The sequence below is a fragment of the Pantoea sp. SGAir0215 genome, assembly GCF_043543215.1.
Genome location: NZ_CP028031.1, coordinates 301,119 through 320,106, shown reverse-complemented (window position 1 = coordinate 320,106; position 18,988 = coordinate 301,119). Strand labels below are relative to the sequence as shown.

12 protein-coding genes are annotated in these 18,988 nt (G+C 55.1%); 10 read left to right on the top strand and 2 right to left on the bottom strand.

What is annotated here, in order from left to right; all coding sequences use genetic code 11:
- The first annotated feature begins 136 nt into the window (after positions 1-136).
- Both gntK and gntU read left to right on the top strand, forming a co-directional pair.
- A complete protein-coding gene (gene gntK / locus C1N64_RS01650) occupies positions 137-673 on the top strand; it encodes a gluconokinase (RefSeq protein WP_006121033.1) in 537 nt (178 codons plus the stop codon).
- Positions 674-676: 3 nt separating this feature from the next.
- Positions 677-2,017, top strand: a complete 1,341-nt coding sequence (gene gntU / locus C1N64_RS01645) for a gluconate transporter (protein WP_367143576.1) — start codon at positions 677-679, stop codon at positions 2,015-2,017.
- 42 nt (positions 2,018-2,059) lie between these two features.
- On the opposite strand, the gene C1N64_RS01640 is transcribed toward gntU, so the two are convergent.
- Positions 2,060-2,653: a YhgN family NAAT transporter gene (locus C1N64_RS01640; protein ID WP_006121032.1), complete on the bottom strand. Its 594-nt coding sequence runs from the start codon at positions 2,651-2,653 to the stop codon at positions 2,060-2,062.
- 219 nt (positions 2,654-2,872) lie between these two features.
- Here C1N64_RS01640 and asd point away from each other — a divergent pair, with 219 nt between their 5' ends.
- From asd to glgP, 6 genes are all read left to right on the top strand, one after another.
- Positions 2,873-3,982 carry an aspartate-semialdehyde dehydrogenase gene (gene asd, locus C1N64_RS01635; RefSeq protein ID WP_033738171.1) on the top strand — a complete coding sequence of 370 codons (1,110 nt, stop codon included), beginning with the start codon at positions 2,873-2,875 and terminating at the stop codon, positions 3,980-3,982.
- A gap of 897 nt (positions 3,983-4,879) precedes the next feature.
- Positions 4,880-7,063 (top strand): 1,4-alpha-glucan branching enzyme, encoded by a 2,184-nt coding sequence (gene glgB / locus C1N64_RS01630; protein WP_324029510.1) that lies wholly within the window; start codon positions 4,880-4,882, stop codon positions 7,061-7,063.
- Positions 7,060-9,039, top strand: a complete 1,980-nt coding sequence (gene glgX, locus C1N64_RS01625) for a glycogen debranching protein GlgX (RefSeq protein WP_193751023.1) — start codon at positions 7,060-7,062, stop codon at positions 9,037-9,039. Before glgB ends, glgX begins: the two co-directional genes overlap by 4 nt.
- A 13-nt stretch (positions 9,040-9,052) precedes the next feature.
- Positions 9,053-10,345: a glucose-1-phosphate adenylyltransferase gene (glgC, locus tag C1N64_RS01620; RefSeq protein WP_033738167.1), complete on the top strand. Its 1,293-nt coding sequence runs from the start codon at positions 9,053-9,055 to the stop codon at positions 10,343-10,345.
- A gap of 63 nt (positions 10,346-10,408) precedes the next feature.
- Positions 10,409-11,842: a glycogen synthase GlgA gene (gene glgA / locus C1N64_RS01615; protein WP_033738165.1), complete on the top strand. Its 1,434-nt coding sequence runs from the start codon at positions 10,409-10,411 to the stop codon at positions 11,840-11,842.
- An 18-nt stretch (positions 11,843-11,860) separates the two neighbouring features.
- Complete coding sequence (gene glgP / locus C1N64_RS01610) at positions 11,861-14,308, top strand: glycogen phosphorylase (RefSeq protein ID WP_033738164.1); 2,448 nt, start codon at positions 11,861-11,863, stop codon at positions 14,306-14,308.
- A gap of 1,734 nt (positions 14,309-16,042) precedes the next feature.
- Here glgP and glpD read toward each other — a convergent pair.
- Positions 16,043-17,548, bottom strand: coding sequence for a glycerol-3-phosphate dehydrogenase (gene glpD / locus C1N64_RS01605; RefSeq protein WP_367143577.1), 1,506 nt, complete (start codon positions 17,546-17,548; stop codon positions 16,043-16,045).
- Positions 17,549-17,779: 231 nt separating this feature from the next.
- Between glpD and glpE the strand changes: the two genes are divergently transcribed.
- Together glpE and glpG are read left to right on the top strand one after the other, a co-directional pair.
- Positions 17,780-18,106, top strand: a complete 327-nt coding sequence (gene glpE, locus C1N64_RS01600) for a thiosulfate sulfurtransferase GlpE (protein ID WP_006121025.1) — start codon at positions 17,780-17,782, stop codon at positions 18,104-18,106.
- A gap of 29 nt (positions 18,107-18,135) precedes the next feature.
- On the top strand, positions 18,136-18,954 hold the full coding sequence (gene glpG, locus C1N64_RS01595; protein ID WP_006121024.1) for a rhomboid family intramembrane serine protease GlpG: 819 nt from the start codon (positions 18,136-18,138) through the stop codon (positions 18,952-18,954).
- Positions 18,955-18,988: the final 34 nt, after the last annotated feature.

The following is an 18,988-nucleotide window of genomic DNA, read 5'->3' as shown; positions in this document are numbered from 1 at the left end:
TTCGCGCAAATTTATGAGTCAGCTCACACTTTAAGGCTTCAGTCAGTAAAAAGGTTGCCAGAGTGTAATGTCACCAGGAGAATGATAAGCATCATTGTTATCGGTAACATGGCACATTGACTTGCCGGAGTAGAAAATGACGACGCAATCCACGCCACATCACGTTTTTATTTTGATGGGTGTTTCAGGCAGCGGCAAATCCGTTGTGGCAAACCGGGTCTCCCACCAGTTGAACACCGCTTTTCTCGATGGCGATTTTCTTCATCCCCGCGCCAATATCTTAAAGATGGCAGAAGGCCATCCGCTGGACGATAACGACCGTTTGCCATGGTTACAGGCATTGAATGACGCGGCGTTCGCCATGCAACGTACGCAGGCGATCTCCATCATCGTCTGCTCAGCGTTGAAAAAGCATTACCGCGATATGCTTCGACAGGGCAACGACAACCTGCGTTTTGTCTACCTGAAAGGGGATTTCGATACCATCGAATCGCGTCTGAAAGCGCGCAAAGGGCACTTCTTTAAGCCGCAAATGCTGGTAACACAATTTGCGACGCTGGAAGAGCCGGGTGCGGATGAAACGGATGTGCTGGCTGTCGATATCACGCACTCCCTGGACGAGGTTGTAGCGGCAACGGTTGCAACCATTAAGGATGCAATCAATCAAGGCTAGACCATGAATACCGCAACACTTATTTTGACTGCAGCAGGCTCTGTCCTGCTGCTGCTTTTTCTGGTGATGAAAGCCCGGATGCATGCTTTTCTTGCCCTGATGTTGGTTTCTGTAGGCGCGGGTCTGTTGTCGGGCATGCCGCTGGATAAAATCGCGGAAACGATGCAGAAAGGCATGGGCGGCACGCTCGGTTTCTTAGCCATCGTCGTGGCGCTGGGTGCCATGTTTGGCAAGATCCTGCATGAAACCGGGGCGGTGGATCAGATTGCGATTCGCATGCTGAAAACCTTTGGCGAGAGCCGGGCGCATTTTGCCATGGGCATTGCCGGCTTAATCTGCGCGTTGCCGCTGTTCTTTGAGGTGGCCGTAGTGCTGCTGATTAGCATCGCATTCGCTGTCGCCAGGCGGACAGGGGATAACCTGGTCAGGCTGGTTATTCCCTTGTTTGCCGGTGTGGCGGCGGCGGCGGCCTTTTTGCTGCCGGGCCCTGCGCCCATGCTGTTAGCTTCGCAAATGCATGCGGATTTCGGCTGGATGATTTTGCTTGGGCTGTGTGCCGCTCTGCCGGGCATGCTGATTGCCGGGCCGTTGTTTGGCAATTTTATCGCGAAGCGCGTAACGTTCAGCGCACCACCGGAAGATCATCAGCCCGACGTTGATGCCGGCAAGTTGCCCTCTTTTGGCTTTTGCCTGGCGCTTATCCTGTTTCCACTTGTGCTGGTCGGGCTGAAAACCATTGGTGCACGCTTCACCGCTGAGGGCTCTACACTTTACGAGTGGCTGGAATTCATCGGGCATCCCTTCATCGCGATTCTGCTGGCCTGCCTGGTCGCTATCTATGGCCTGGCGTACCGTCAGGGCATGGATAAAGAAAAAGTGATGCAGATTTGTGGCAGTGCGCTGCAGCCTGCGGGGATTATTTTGCTGGTAATAGGAGCGGGCGGCGTCTTTAAACAGGTGCTGGTTGATTCTGGCGTAGGGCCGGTACTGGGCAATGCCTTGACCGGTGCCGGGCTGCCGGTTGCCCTGGCCTGTTTTATTCTGTCCGGTGCGGTCCGGGTGATTCAGGGGTCGGCGACGGTCGCCTGCCTGACGACGGTGGGCTTGATCATGCCGGTGATAGAACCGTTGCATTACTCCGGCGCACAACTGGCAGCCTTGTCCATCTGCATCGGCGGCGGTTCCATTATTATCAGCCATGTTAATGATGCGGGCTTCTGGTTGTTTGGCCGCTTCACCGGCGCGACCGAAGGTGAAACGCTCAAGACATGGACGCTGATGGAAACCATTTTAGGTACCGTGGGCGCGGTGGTCGGGATGATCGCTTTTACCCTGCTCACCTGAGCGATTTAACCCGGGCAACGCTGCCCGGGTTAACGCCGACAGCTATAGCTTCAGATACACACGAATCCCGTCTAAAAACATCTGCGTCGCCAGCATAATCAGGATCAATCCCATCAGGCGCTCCAGTGCGTTAACGCCTTTGTCCCCCAGCAGACGCAGAAACAGGCCCGATAACAGCAGGATCATCACCGTTACGCCCCAGGCGATGAGTAAGGCTCCAACCAGATGCGACATCTGGTTTGGATACTGGTGGGATAACAGCATCAGTGTCGCCAGCAGTGAAGGCCCCGCCACCAGGGGGATGGCCAGCGGCACCAGAAAGGGTTCTTCGCCCGCCGGTAACCCGGTACTGCTGCTTTCCGGCGAGGGGAAAATCATCTTAATTGCGATTAAAAACAGGATAACGCCACCGGAAATGGAGACGGTTTCGGTACGCAGATTAAGGAAGGCCAGAATGCGTTCGCCCGTGAATAAAAACAACAACATGATGATAAGGGCAATCAGCATTTCGCGAATAAGCACGACGCGCCGACGTTTGGGTTCCAGATGCTTTAAAACCGACATAAAAATCGGCAAATTGCCCAACGGATCCATTATTAACAACAATAATATTGTTGCTGAGATCATTTCAGTCATTCGTTTAACATCTTCTCGTTATAGATAAAGCCGGGTTATTAGCAGGGCTGCTGAAAAAGTTGGCCCGATTACATTAATTCACTTGCCAGAAAATCTGCATTTTGTAGAGTTAATCATCACAGGCAACGTTGATTATTACGCAGAGTGGCGTGAAAGTACCACGACACTTTTCCCTTCGATGAGAAAGTCAGGTGTTTATCACCCTGAAACGGATATGACATGAAGAATGTAGGTTTAGTGGGTTGGCGCGGTATGGTGGGTTCAGTGCTGATGTCCCGCATGAGTGAAGAACGTGATTTTGATGTAATCAATCCGGTCTTTTTCTCCACTTCACAACATGGTGAAGCGGCCCCGACGTTTGCGGGCAAACAGCAGGGAACATTGCAGGACGCCTTTGATATTGACGCGTTGAAGGCGCTGGATATCATCATTACTTGCCAGGGCGGCGACTATACCTCTGAGGTGTATCCGAAATTGCGTGCCAGTGGCTGGAATGGCTACTGGATTGATGCGGCGTCCACGCTGCGCATGAAAGACGATGCCATTATTATCCTGGATCCGGTTAACCATCAGGTTATTCGTCAGGGCATCGACAGCGGCATCAAAACTTTTGTTGGCGGCAACTGTACGGTGAGTCTGATGTTGATGTCACTGGGCGGCCTGTTCGCACATGATTTGGTTGAATGGGTTTCCGTGGCTACGTATCAGGCTGCGTCCGGGGGCGGTGCCCGTCACATGCGCGAGCTGCTCACACAGATGGGCATGCTGCACGATCACGTGGCGACCTCGTTGCAAAATCCTGCCTCTGCCATTCTGGATATCGAACGTAGCGTGACGGATTTCACGCGCTCTGGCACGTTGCCGACGGATAATTTCGGCGTGCCGTTAGCGGGCAGCCTGATTCCGTGGATCGACAAGCAGCTTGATAATGGCCAAAGCCGCGAAGAGTGGAAAGGACAGGCTGAGACTAACAAGATTCTGGCGACCCCGCGCGTCATTCCTGTCGATGGACTTTGCGTCCGTGTCGGTGCGCTGCGCTGTCACAGTCAGGCTTTCACGCTGAAACTTAAAAAGGATCTGCCGCTGGCCGAGATTGAGCAACTGCTGGCGTCCCATAATGAATGGGTAAAAGTCGTGCCTAACGATCGTGAAATCACTATGCGTGAACTGACGCCTGCGGCGGTAACGGGGACGCTGAACACGCCGGTCGGCCGTCTGCGCAAACTGAATATGGGACCAGAATACCTCTCGGCCTTTACCGTGGGCGATCAGCTACTGTGGGGTGCGGCTGAGCCGTTGCGCCGCATGTTACGTCTGTTGATCGACTAAATCTGAAAGACGAAAAAGACCGGGTTTTTCCGGTCTTTTTTCTACAAATCCCTGCAAACTGTTCTACCGTTACGATCACTAAGTGATCCGCTTCCCCTTTTTGCCTGTCCAGAAATAAATTTTTGCTGATCTGCTCTGTCAACGCTCGCCGCCAAGCTATGATTTAACAAGGGCGTGTAACAGACGGGCTGTTTTAATGTATTCACTAACTGGTTGTTGTGGCTGGTAAAGACAGACTTTTTTCGGTGCAAGCTGGCCGCGTTTTTTTTCAAAAGGCGCGTGGTTCCGGCGTGTGAGCAGCATCCTGTCACACTGTTAACTCACACTCGGCAGTTGTCCGTTTTATGTCATTTTAAAGCGGCAAGGGAAATGTCGCCGTGGCTCACGGCTCCCGGCGCGTAAGACAGGTGGCGAGTCCGGCAGGCCGTTGACCGCCTTTCGTCCATACGGCACGCAGGCAAGATGATCGCGCCAAAAAAAGATACTGCATTTGAGTGAAGATTATGAGACATAGATCCGTTATGTATTAATATATTTTACTGTTTTTCATCATTGTGCAAGGGCGCTCACATACCGGCTCCGCGGTTTAAGTCGACGGTATACAGGAAAATCGTCCGAATGGCGCAGGATTGCATCAGGAACCGGACGGTAGGGAAAAGTCAAAATTATCTAATGTCTCGGAGTGCCGGATAGTCGTCTGGTGATACTGCGGGATTGGCATCAAGCAGACAGGCTTAATGCTTACTGGTTGTGATTTAAGGAGGCGCGTGGTGACAAGCGTTTTTTGCTGGCGCCCACGCCGCTGTACTCATGGCTCAATGAAGAGCAGCGCAAGAGATATGCGATAGCGCGTGCATCGTGGTCTTTTAGCCTGCCAACTATCACAGGAAGAAAGTCATGTCAGAGCTACCCGATCGCCAGGCGATCAATGCCCTTTTTGCGGGTAACTATTCCGACCCCTTTTCGCTGCTGGGGATGCATAAAACGGAAAACGGTCTTGAAGTGCGGGCGTTGCTCCCCGAGGCCCTTGAAGTCTGGGTTATCGAAACCTCCACAGGACGTAAGCTTGCTCAACTGAAATGCGATGACGCGCGCGGGTTTTTCAGCGGCGTTATTCCTCGTCGTAAAAATCCCTTTCGCTATCAACTGGCTGTGAACTGGCATGGTCAGCAAAACCTCATCGATGATGCTTACCGCTTTGGTCCTCTGTTGCAGGAGATGGATTTGTGGCTGCTGGCGGAAGGAACTCACCTTCGGCCTTATGAAACCCTGGGCGCGCACGGTGATGTGATTGATGGCGTCATCGGCACGCGTTTCTGCGTCTGGGCTCCTAATGCGCGTCGTGTCTCCGTTGTCGGTGATTTCAACTTTTGGGATGGCCGTCGCCATCCGATGCGTTTGCGCCAGGAAATGGGGGTCTGGGAGCTGTTTGTTCCCGGGGCCATTAACGGGCAGCTCTATAAATTTGAAATCATCGATGCGCAGGGTCAGTTGCGAATCAAAGCCGATCCCTATGCCTTTGAGGCGCAAATGCGGCCACAAACGGCCTCGATGATTTGTGGCCTGCCAGAAAAAGTCGAGATGTCCGAGGCCCGTAAAGCGGCCAATGATTTCGACAAGCCTGTTTCTATTTACGAAGTTCACCTGGGATCGTGGCGCCGCCATACCGACAACAACTTCTGGCTCAGCTACAAAGAGCTGGCTGAACAGTTGGTGCCTTACGTGAAAGAGATGGGGTTTACCCATATCGAATTGCTGCCCATCAATGAGCATCCTTTTGACGGCAGTTGGGGCTATCAGCCGCTGGGCATGTATGCGCCCACGCGCCGTTTTGGCACCCGGGATGATTTCCGTCACTTTATCGAGGCGGCCCATGCGGCGGGACTCAACGTTCTGCTGGACTGGGTGCCAGGCCATTTCCCCAGCGATGACTTTGGCCTGGCGAAATACGATGGCACAGAACTGTACGAACACAGCGATCCGCGTGAAGGCTACCATCAGGACTGGAACACACTGATTTACAACTTTGGTCGCCGCGAAGTCAGTAACTATCTGTCAGGCAATGCGCTTTACTGGCTGGAACGTTTTGGTATTGATGGTCTGCGCGTGGATGCCGTTGCTTCAATGATCTATCGCGATTACAGCCGCGCCGAGGGCGAATGGATCCCCAATCAATATGGCGGTCGGGAAAATCTCGAAGCGATTAACTTCCTGCGCTACACCAACCGCACGCTGGGGCATGTCGCGCCCGGTACGGTGACGATGGCCGAAGAGTCTACCGATTATCCCGGCGTTTCACGTCCTCCTGAAAGCGGCGGCCTGGGATTCTGGTACAAATGGAATCTGGGCTGGATGCATGACACGCTCGACTACATGAAGCTCGATCCCGTTCATCGCCGTTACCATCACAACCTGATGAGCTTTGGCATCATGTACAACTACAGCGAAAACTTTGTCCTGCCGTTGTCCCATGACGAGGTGGTGCACGGTAAACGCTCTATCCTGGATCGCATGCCCGGCGACGCCTGGCAAAAATTTGCCAACCTCCGCGCCTACTACGGCTGGATGTGGGCATTCCCGGGTAAAAAACTGCTGTTTATGGGCAACGAATTCGCACAGGGCAAAGAGTGGAACCATGATGTCAGCCTGGACTGGCATTTGCTGGAAGGGGAAGACAACTGGCACCACGGTGTGCAGCGTCTGGTGCGTGATTTGAACCATACCTACCAATATTACACCCCGCTTCATCAGCTTGATTTCGATCCGGCCGGATTCGAATGGCTGGTGGTGGATGACGCCGAACATTCAGTTTTTGCCTTTGTGCGTCGCGATCGTGAAGGCAATGAAATCATTGTCGTCAGCAACTTTACGCCTGTACCGCGGCCGGGCTATCGCTTTGGCGTCAATCAGGCGGGCAGCTGGCGCGAAGTCATCAATACCGATCAGCATGACTATCACGGCAGCGACGTACGTAATCATCGTGTTCATACCGATCAGCAGGAAAGCCACGGTCGTCCCCAGTCACTGAGCCTGAACTTACCGCCGCTGGCGACGGTATGGTTGGTGCGGGAGGGAGAATGATCGTGCGTGCCGGACATCCCCACCCGCTGGGTGCCAGCTATGACGGGAAGGGCGTAAACTTTACGCTGTTCTCCCATCATGCTGAGCGCGTTGAACTCTGCCTGTTCGACGAGAACGGGCTTGAGCAGCGCGTTGAACTCCCTGCGCGTAGCGGCGATATCTGGCACGGTTATCTTCCGGGCGTCCAGCCCGGACAGCGCTATGGTTACCGGGTTTATGGCCCCTGGGCACCGCAGGCGGGGCATGTTTTCAATCCCGCCAGGCTGCTGGTCGATCCCTGTGCCAAAGCAGTGCTGGGCGACATCCCCGACGATCCGCGTTTCCACTGTGGCTACACGGAGCCCGACACACGCGATAACGCGGCGCTGGCACCCAAATCTGTCGTGGTGATGGAGGATTTCGACTGGCAGGGAGATCAGGCGCCGCGCACGCCATGGGGCAGCAGCGTGATTTATGAAGCCCATGTTCGCGGTTTGACCCAGCTGCATCCCGGTATTCCTGAGGCACTGCGTGGCACTTATGCCGCACTGGCGCATCCTGTGATGATCGATTACCTGCTCCAACTGGGCATTACGGCTATCGAGTTACTGCCTGTGGCCCACTTTGCCAGCGAGCCGCGCCTGTTGCGTCTGGGCTTAACCAACTACTGGGGCTATAACCCTTTTGCCCTCTGGGCGGTCGATCCTCGTTATGCTTCCGGCCAGGATGGGCTGTCTCCGCTGCAGGAGTTTCAGCAGACGGTGAAGCGCCTGCATGCTGCGGGCATCGAAGTGCTCCTGGACGTGGTGTTTAACCATACGGCAGAACTGGATGAGACCGGGCCGACAATATCCTTTCGCGGCATCGACAATGCCAGCTATTACTGGCTCGACGACCAGGGCGGTTATCACAACTGGACTGGCTGCGGTAACACACTCAATCTGAGCCATCCTCAGGTCATGAACTGGATACTGGAGGCGTTGCGCTACTGGGTGCGCGTCTGCCACGTGGATGGCTTTCGCTTTGATCTGGCACCGGTTCTGGGGCGTGAGCCTGACTACCATCGCGACGCCGCGCTGTTCGAGGCCATACGCGGCTGCCCGATCCTCTCAACGGTCAAACTGATTGCCGAGCCCTGGGATATTGGCCCCAATGGTTATCAGGTAGGGAATTTCCCCGCACAGTTTGCTGAGTGGAACGATCAGTTTCGTGACACGGCCCGCCGGACGTGGCTGCATGGGGATGTGACGATGGGGGATTTTGTCCGCCGGTTTGCCGCCTCAAGCGACCTTTTTCAGCACAATGGCCGCAAGCCCCATGCCAGCCTGAATATGATCACCGCGCATGATGGTTTCACGCTGCGCGATCTGGTGAGCTTCAGTCAAAAACATAATGAAGCCAACGGCGAACAAAACCGTGACGGACACGGTAACAATTACAGCCATAACCATGGTACAGAAGGATTGGTGGTCAGTGCGGATGTGGCCCAGCGCCGCAGGCGCAGCACGGAAGCGCTGCTGACGACGTTGTTGCTTGCTCAGGGCACACCGATGCTGCTGGCCGGGGACGAGCGTGGTCAAACCCAGCACGGCAACAATAATGCTTACTGCCAGGACAACCCACTGACCTGGCTCAAGTGGGACGATGAAGAAAAAGGCCTTGTCGACTTTACCGCATCGCTGATTCACCTGCGTAAGCGCATTCCGGCACTCACTGCGGATAGCTGGTGGCAGAACGAGGACGGCAATGTCGAGTGGCTGGATGACCAGGGTAAACCTGTGGATGAAGGCGGCTGGAAGCAGGGCATGCGCAGGTTGCAAATTCTGCTCTCTGGTTGCTGGTTAATAACAATAAATGCGACAGATACGCAATGTGATATCGCCTTACCAGACGGAGAATGGCACGTCCTTCCTCCTTTTACCGGGGAATGTAACCCCATCCGATTAACTGTCTGGCATGGTCCCGCACACGCTGTGTGTGTGTTCCAAAAGCAATGATAAGGAGTCAGACATGGTTAAATTAGAAAGAGCAGAACATCTTATGCTGGCGCGCCAGCTCCCTACACAAACCATCGCCCTTGTACTCGCTGGAGGACGCGGGACGCGCCTGGTGGATCTGACCGCCAAACGCGCCAAGCCCGCCGTTCATTTTGGCGGCAAATTCCGCATTATCGATTTTGCGCTCTCCAACTGTGTTAACTCCGGCATTCGCCGTATCGGCGTCATTACGCAGTATCAATCTCATACGTTAACCCAACATATTCAGCGTGGTTGGTCTATCTTCAACGAAGAGATGAATGAATTTGTTGATCTGCTTCCGGCTCAGCAGCGGTTTTCCACTGAGCACTGGTATCGCGGCACAGCGGATGCGGTGACCCAGAACCTCGACGTTATCCGGCGTTACAACGCGCAGTATGTGGTTATCCTGGCAGGCGATCACATCTACAAAATGGATTACTCCAGAATGCTGCTGGATCACGTGCTGAACGATGCCCGCTGCACGATCGCGTGTCTGCCGGTGCCCGTCGCAGAGGCGACCGCGTTTGGTGTGATGGCGGTTGACGAAAACAATAAAGTAATCGATTTCGTGGAGAAGCCGCCGAAGCCGCCAACCATGCCGGGCGATGACACAAAATCGCTGGCCAGCATGGGGATTTACGTTTTCGACGCCGAGTATCTCTATGGTTTGCTGGAGGACGATCTGCATCAGGCCGGTTCAAGCCACGATTTCGGCAAAGATATTTTGCCGAAGGTCGTAGAAAGTGGTGAGGGCTACGCCCATTCATTTGCGATCTCTTGTGTGCAAAACGATCACGAGGCTCCGCCTTACTGGCGGGATGTCGGTACGCTGGAGGCTTACTGGCGTGCGAACCTCGATTTGGCCTCGGTCACACCGGAACTGGATATGTACGACAGCAGCTGGCCGATTCGTACCCATATGGAACCCTTACCCCCGGCGAAGTTTGTCCAGGACCGTTCCGGTAGCCATGGTATGACAATGAATTCCCTGGTCTCTGGCGGCTGCATTATTTCGGGCTCGGTGGTCGTGAATTCGGTTATGTTTTCCCGCGTGCGGGTGAACTCATTTTGCAACATTGATTCAACGGTACTGCTGCCTGATGTGGTGGTTGGCCGATCCTGTCGTCTGCGCCGCTGCGTCATTGACCGCGCCTGTGTGTTGCCAGAAGGGATGGTGATTGGTGAAAACCCTGATGAAGACAGCCGCCGCTTTTTCCGTTCAGAAGAAGGCATTGTACTGGTAACCCGCGCCATGCTGGCCAAACTCAGTAGTGCGGGACAATAAACGACAAGCGGCACACAACCCATCGGCACGAGGATCGTGCCTGGTAACTTAATGAGGTCGAGGATGCAGGTTTTACATGTCTGTTCAGAACTTTTCCCGCTGTTGAAAACGGGCGGGCTGGCTGATGTAGTCGGGGCATTACCTCAGGCACAAATTGCGGGTGGAACAGATACGCGAGTGTTACTTCCCGCGTTTCCTGCATTACGTAAAGGAATACCGGATACGCAGTTGGTGGCGGAGTTGCAGACGTTTGCCGGGCCCGTTCGCTTACTGTTTGGGCAGTTTGATGGGGTAGGCATTTACCTTATTGATGCCCCTGATCTCTATGATCGTCCGGGTAGTCCTTATCATGATGAATCGCAGTTTGCCTACGTCGACAACTATTTACGCTTTGCTTTACTGGGGTGGATGGGCTGTGAGTTAGGCTGCGGTCTGGACAGCTACTGGCGGCCCGATATCGTCCACGCACACGACTGGCATGCAGGGCTGACCTGTGCCTATCTTGAAGCGCGTGGACGGCCTGCAAAATCCGTTTTCACCGTGCATAACCTGGCCTATCAGGGACTGTTTTCCGCGCATCATCTGGATCAGATTCAGCTGCCACAATCCTTTTTTAATATGTACGGCCTAGAGTTTTTTGGACAGATCTCGTATCTGAAAGCGGGCCTGTTTTACGCAGATCATGTGACGGCCGTAAGCCCAACCTATGCGCATGAAATCACCACGCCCGAATACGGTTACGGCATGGAAACCCTGCTGGCCCAACGGATGCGCGAAGGGCGTTTAAGCGGTGTGTTAAATGGTGTCGATCCGGCAATCTGGGATCCCTCCCATGATCTGCTGCTGAGCTCACGCTATAACCGCGATACGCTGGAAGCCAAAGCGGAAAACAAGCGTCAGCTGCAGGTGGCAATGGGACTGAAGGTGGACGACAAAGCCCCCGTCTTTGCCGTGATCAGCCGCCTGACCCGACAGAAAGGGCTGGATCTGGTACTGGAAGCGCTGCCCGGTTTGCTGGCTCAGGGCGGACAACTGGTGCTGTTAGGGCAAGGTGATGCCGAACTGCAACAGGGTTTTCTGGCCGCTGCGGCGGAACATCCTGGCAGTGTTGGCGTACAGATTGGCTACCACGAAGCGTTTTCGCATCGCATTGTTGGCGGCGCGGATGTCATCATGGTGCCAAGCCGCTTCGAGCCTTGTGGTCTGACACAGCTCTACGGACTGAAATATGGCACCCTGCCATTAGTGCGTCGCACGGGCGGCCTGGCCGATACGGTAAACGACAGTTCGCTGGAAAACCTTGCGGATGGTATTGCCAGTGGATTCAGTTTTGAAGACAGTAATGCCTGGTCTTTATTAAGGGCCATTCGTCGCGCGTTTGTGTTGTGGTCTCGCCCTTCACTGTGGCGTTATGTGCAGCGTCAGGCGATGGGGATGGATTTTAGCTGGCAGGTCGCCGCTCAAGCCTACCGCGATCTTTATCAACGTTTGTTGTAACGGATTGGGAAACTGAAAATGAATACACCATTCACTTACGCTTCACCTACGTTGACGGTTGATGCTTTAAAGCACTCAATTGCATACAAACTGATGTTCACCATTGGTAAAGACCCTTCCATTGCGAATAAACACGAATGGCTGAACGCCGCACTGCTGGCCGTGCGCGATCGTATGGTTGAGCGCTGGCTGCGCTCTAACCGCGCGCAACTTTCTCAGGATGTGCGGCAGGTTTATTACCTGTCGATGGAATTTCTGATGGGGCGCACGTTGGGCAATGCTCTGCTGGCGATGGGGATCTACGACGATCTCAATCTGGCGCTCGACGAAATGGGCCTCGATCTGGCCGAGTTGATGGAAGAAGAGAACGATCCCGGTCTGGGTAACGGTGGCCTGGGTCGCCTCGCGGCCTGCTTCCTGGACTCGCTGGCAACGCTCGGTATGCCGGGCCGCGGCTACGGCATTCGCTACGATTACGGCATGTTCAAACAGAATATTGTGGATGGCGAGCAGAAAGAGTCACCGGATTACTGGCTTGAATACGGCAACCCGTGGGAGTTCCAGCGTTTCAACACCCGTTATAAAGTTCGCTTCGGTGGCCGTGTTCAGCACGAAGGGGCCAAGGTTCGCTGGCTGGAAACCGAAGAGATTCTGGCTATGGCCTACGATCAAATCATCCCCGGCTACGATACGGATTCTACTAACACGTTACGTTTGTGGGGCGCGCAGGCCAGTAACGAAATCAACCTGGGTAAATTCAATCAGGGTGACTATTTTGCGGCTGTGGAAGACAAGAACCACTCAGAAAACGTGTCCCGCGTGCTTTACCCCGACGACTCAACCTATTCCGGTCGGGAACTGCGTTTGCGCCAGGAATATTTCCTCGTGTCGGCTACCGTGCAGGACATTCTGAATCGTCACTGGACGATGCACCGGACCTGGGGCAACCTGGCGGACAAAATTGCCATTCACCTCAATGACACCCATCCGGTGCTGGCGATTCCCGAGCTGATGCGGTTGTTGATTGATGAGCATAAATTTACCTGGGATGATGCGTTCGATGTGTGCTGCCAGGTGTTTTCGTATACCAACCACACCTTGATGAGCGAAGCGCTGGAAACCTGGCCGGTAGATATGATTGGCAAGATCCTGCCGCGCCACCTCAGCATCATTTTTGAAATCAACGACTTTTTCCTTAAAACGATTCAGGAATATTATCCTGACGACTGGGATCTGCTGTCGCGCATTTCTATCATTGATGAGAACGACGGGCGCCGGGTGCGCATGGCCTGGCTGGCCGTGGTCGTCAGTCACAAGGTCAATGGCGTTTCAGAGCTGCACTCGAACCTGATGGTTCAGTCCCTGTTTGCCGATTTCTCCCGCCTGTTCCCCGGCCGTTTCTGCAACAAAACCAATGGCGTTACGCCGCGCCGCTGGCTGGCGCTGGCAAACCCACCTCTGTCTGAATTACTGGATGAGCAGATTGGTCGTAACTGGCGGACAGATTTAAGCCAGCTCAGCGAGCTGAAAGCCTGTATCGATTACCCGGCCTTTATTGAGAAAGTGGCGGATGCCAAGCTGGAAAACAAAAAACGGCTCGCCGTCTGGGTAGCGAAAAACCTCGATGTGGTGATCGATCCTAACGCGTTGTTCGACGTTCAGATCAAGCGTATTCATGAGTATAAGCGCCAGTTACTTAACGTCCTGCACGTGATTACCCGTTACAACCGCATCAAGGCCGATCCCGATGCCGAGTGGGTGCCGCGCGTGAATATTTTTGCGGGTAAAGCGGCTTCGGCGTACTACGTTGCCAAGCACATTATCCATTTGATTAACGATGTGGCGAAGGTGATTAACAATGATCCTCAGGTTAAAAATAAGCTGAAGGTCGTCTTTATCCCTAACTACAGCGTGAGTCTGGCGCAGATTATTATTCCGGCAGCCGATCTCTCTGAGCAAATCTCGACGGCAGGTACCGAAGCCTCGGGCACCAGTAACATGAAATTTGCCCTCAACGGTGCGCTGACCATTGGCACGCTGGACGGTGCCAACGTCGAAATGCTGGAGCATGTGGGCAAAGAAAACTTCTTTATTTTTGGTAATACCACTCCGCAGGTCGAAGCCTTGCGTCAGGCAGGCTACAACCCGCGTAAGTACTATGAAGAAGATGCTGAACTGCACCAGGTGCTGACCCAGCTCGCCTCGGGCGTCTTTAGCCCGCAGGATCCGGGCCGCTACCGTAACCTGTTCGATTTGCTGGTGAACTTTGGCGATCACTACCAGTTGCTGGCGGATTACCGCAGTTATGTGGATACGCAGGATAAGGTCGATGAACTGTATCGTCAGCCAGACGAATGGCAGCGCCGCGCCGCCATGAACATCGCCGGCATGGGCTATTTCTCGTCTGACCGCACGATTCAGGAGTATGCGGATGAGATCTGGAATATTTCGCCGGTGAGGTTGTAGCCTGGCGATAAAGTTGAGATTGAGGGGGGCTGGTGACAGCCCCTTTTTTATTGGGGCGTTGTTCGTGGGGTGAGGGTTTACGGTTGTGCGCCGGGAATATTTTGCCCGCGGGGCGGGGGAGATTACGGTTGTGTGTCGGGAATATTTTGCCCGCGGGGCGGGGGAGATTACGGTCGTGCGCCGGGAATATTTTGCCCGCGGGGCGGGGGAGATTACGGTCGTACACCGGGAGTATTTTGCGCGCCGGGCGGGGGAGATTACGGTCGTACACCGGGAGTTTTCCGCCCGCCAGGCGATGGCAGTTTCAGCCTGTCCGTGCAGGCGGCCGGGTTAAGGGGCTTGTGCCAGCCCCTTAACAATCCCGGCGGCCGGCAGCCGTCGCTGTTCCTTCGTCTCTCACTCCGGCCTGACGGACCGTCCGGATGCGCCGTCCCTGGCGCAGCCGTCCTCTGCGCGGCATCCTGCCGCTCCGTCCTGGCCTCCGTTCCCTCCTCAGCGCGCCGGATGCCGGCAGGAAACCCCTGCCTGTGGGATCGTGTTACTGATGTGGTGTGGTGTTGTCTGAGGATTTGTCTGTTTGGCCGCGGGGCGGGGGATATTACGGTCCTGCACCGGGAATTTTCCGCCCGCCAGGCGACAGGGAGTTTCAGCCTGTCCGTGCAGGCGGCCGGGTTAAGGGGCTTGCGCCAGCCCCTTAACAATCCCGGCGGCCGTCAGCCGTCGCTGTGCCTTCTTCACTCACTCCGGCCTGACGGACCGTCCGGATGCGCCCTCCCTGGCGCAGCCGTCCTCTGCGCGGCATCCCTGCGTTCTCTCCTCAGCGCGCCGGATGCCGGCAGGAAACCCCTGCCTGTGGGATCGTGTTACTGATTTGGTGTGGTGTTGTCTGAGGATTTGTCTGTTTGGCCGCAGGGCGGGAAGATTACGGTCCTGCATCGGGGAATTTTCCGCCCGCCAGGCGATGGCAGTTTCAGCCAGTCCGTGCAGGCGGCCGGGTTAAGGGGCTTGCGCCAGCCCCTTAACAATCCCGGCGGCCGGCAGCCGTCGCTGTTCCTTCGTCTCTCACTGCGGCCTGACGGACCGTCCGGATGCGCCGTCCCTGGCGCAGCCGTCCTCTGCGCGGCATCCCTGCCTCGCCGTCCTGGCCTCCGTTCCCTCCTCAGCGCGCCGGATGCCGGCAGAAAAACCCCCCGCCTGTCAGTCCTGGTTTCTTTTAAAAGCGGGTGTTGTCTGTAGTGAATGTGTGCAGTGGGATTCAAAAAAGTTTTTATAAACAGGCATTGATTCAAAACCAGCAGACTGTAGGACTTTCCGGTCACCTACAGCGACACCGGAAGTGGCTTTAACACAGAGATAGTGAAGCGGGGGTTTGGGGCGGCCTTCCCACCCGCTGAGCGGATGAGGGATTTCCGGATGAGCCGACAGGACGTCGGCGAGAGCCGGGCCGCGCCACGGATGGCGCGTCCTGGCGGTCCGCAGAAATCCTGAAGGAGCGAAGGCACCGCGAAGCGGCGGGTGGGCAGGACGGGAGCCCGGGGTCAAGGGGCCGCGGCGGCTGGCGGCCCCTTGTCGGTCGCCCGCACCGGGCTGGCTGAAACTCCAGGCCGTCTGGCGAGCGAAACCCTCTCAGCGTTTCATCAGCCGCTTTCCCACCACCGCCCAGCCGCGCAGGCAAAAAAAAACGGCACAACAGGCCGTAACCTGTTGTGCCGCACGCTCAGCGCTCACGCGCTGTTACGAGGCCAGCGACAGCGTCGGCTTGGCCTTCTCCGCCAGCCACTCAGCGATACGGGCCTGCTGGGCTTCGTTGAGCCACATACCTTGCTTGGTGCGGCGCCAGATAGCGTCGTCGACTTCACGCACCCATTCATGCTGAACAAGGTAACGCAGTTCGGCCTCATAAAACTCGTGGCCAAAGTTCTCACCCAGATCTTCCAGCGACGTTGCATCGTTGAGCAGCAGTTCCGTGTTGCTGCCGTAAGTGCGGGAATAGTGGCGCGCCATGTTTTCAGTAATAAACGGATAACGGCGGCGCAGGCTGGCAGCGTAGTCATCACTGGAGCCAGAGATATTACCGCCGGGCAATACGCAGTTCTTCGTCCAGGCCGGGCCAGCCTTGGGATAATACTTCGCCAGTTTCTCCATCGCATGCTCAGCCAGCTTGCGATAGGTCGTTAATTTACCGCCAAAGACCGACAGTAATGGCGTTTTACCGTTTTCATCACGGACGTCCAGCGTGTAGTCACGGGTGATGGCCTGCGGCGAATCCGATTCATCATCACACAGCGGGCGCACACCGGAATAGGTCCAGACGATATCGTCTGGCGTTAACTGCTTTTTAAAGTGGCCGTTGTACACTTTCAGGATGTAGTCGATTTCGTTGTCGTCAATAGCGACATTTTTCGGATCGCCTTTATATTCCACGTCGGTTGTGCCGATGATGGAAAACTCGTCCATCCACGGAATGACAAACACAATGCGGTTATCTTCGTTTTGCAGGATATAAGCCTGCTTCTCATTGTGAACGCGTGGCACCACGATATGGCTGCCTTTGATCAGGCGGATACCGTAGGGCGACTTCAGCGCCAGCCCGTCGTCAAAGAACTGCTTAACCCAGGGGCCGGCTGCGTTGACCAGACCTTTAGCCTGCCAGGACAAGGTTTTGCCGCTGTCAATGTCTTCTGCTTCGACCATCCACAGGCCATTTTCACGCCACGCGCGGGTAACGCGGGTACGGGTGCGCACTTCACCGCCATGCTTAACCACTTCCTGCGCATTGAGGACGACCATACGGGCATCATCGACCCAGCAGTCGGAATACTCGAAACCACGTTTAATTTCAGGCTTCAGCGCCGAATCCGGCCCAAAGGTCAGGCTTTTACTGCCCGGCAGGCTGGTGCGTTTGCCCAGGTGGTCATACATGAACAGACCGGTGCGAATCATCCAGGCCGGGCGCAGATGCGGACGGTGCGGCAGGCGGAAACGCATCGGGAACGCGATATGCGGTGCCATTTTTAGCAGCACTTCGCGCTCAGCCAGCGCTTCACTTACCAGACGAAACTCATAATGTTCAAGGTAGCGCAGGCCACCATGAATCAGTTTTGAACTGGCGGAAGAGGTCGCGCAAGCCAGGTCCCGCGCCTCTAGCATTAACACCGACAGTCCGCGTCCTGCAGCGTCTGCTGCGATGCCAGCACCGTTGATGCCGCCGCCGATAACGATCAGGTCTTTGGTTTCCACGTTGTCTCCTCCGATGTTCGGAATAGTTCACTTATGTTCGTTTTCGAGCATAATCATAATCGCAAACCAACATTGATGCCAGTATTTAACCGCTTAAAAACAATTTTGCGTGATATGGATAACATTATGTGTGCGGAAAGGTGAGTAGCCACAATTATTGTCAGGTTATTGCCGAGGATTATCGGGTTACACTAGCTGTCATTTTGATGATGAAACATGATGAGAGACACCATGGAAACCTACCAATGTATCGATGTTCACCAGGCGCAGGCGCATCTTGAGCAGGGCGCAGTGCTGGTGGATATTCGCGATGCGCAAAGTTTTGCACTCGGCCATGCCCGCGGCGCCTTGCATTTGTCGAACAGCAACCTCAATGATTTCATCAGCACCACTGACATGAGCCTGCCTGTACTGGTGATGTGCTATCACGGCAACAGCAGTAAGGGCGCGGCGGACTATCTGCATGGTCAGGGATTTGCCACGGCTTACAGTATAGATGGCGGATTTGACGCCTGGCGCGCCGCCTTTCCTCAACAGGTTGCCAGCGGCGCTGAATAAATAAGCGGGCGTAACACGGAGAGTGAGTAATGCGCATTACCCAATTTAATCAGCCGCGCATGGCGCAGGCTTTTGTTGACTACATGGCGACGCGTGGCGTGAAATTGCGTATTGAGCATGAAAGTCACTATGTCATTGTGCTGGATGATGAAAGTCAGCTGTCAATGGTCGAAAACGAACTTCAGGCGTTCGTGCGCGATCCCAATCATCCGCGCTACCAGGCAGCGAGCTGGCAAAGTGGTAAAACCGACAGTGGCCTGCGCTATGAGCGCAGCAACATCTGGGCAAACATACGTGAGCGGGCCGGACCATTGACGACCGTCGTGATGCTGGCCTGTATCGCCGTCTTTATTCTGATGCAGGTGCTGGGCGATCGCACCGTAATGTACTGGTTAGCCTGGCCCGATGCCGATCAGCACTTTGAGGTCTGGCGCTGGTTTAGTCATGCGTTGCTGCATTTTTCGCTGCTGCATATCCTGTTTAACCTGATGTGGTGGTGGTATCTCGGCGGAGCGGTAGAAAAACGGTTAGGCAGCGGCAAACTTTTTGTCATTTTACTGATCTCCGCCCTGCTCAGTGGCTGGCTGCAGGCAAAGTTCAGCGGCATCTGGTTTGGTGGTCTGTCCGGCGTGGTCTATGCATTAATGGGATATTGCTGGCTGCGTGGCGAACGCGATCCTGAGAGTGGTATCTGTCTGGAGCGCGGGTTAATCGGATTTGCCCTCGTCTGGCTGGTGGTCGGCTGGTTTGGGGCCTTTGGTCTGGCCATCGCCAATGCCGCGCACGTGGGTGGGCTACTGGTTGGCCTGGCGATGGCATTTGTTGATACGCGCAAGAAAAAACGCTAGTCACAACGAAGAAGAATAAGCCCGAAACAGGAGA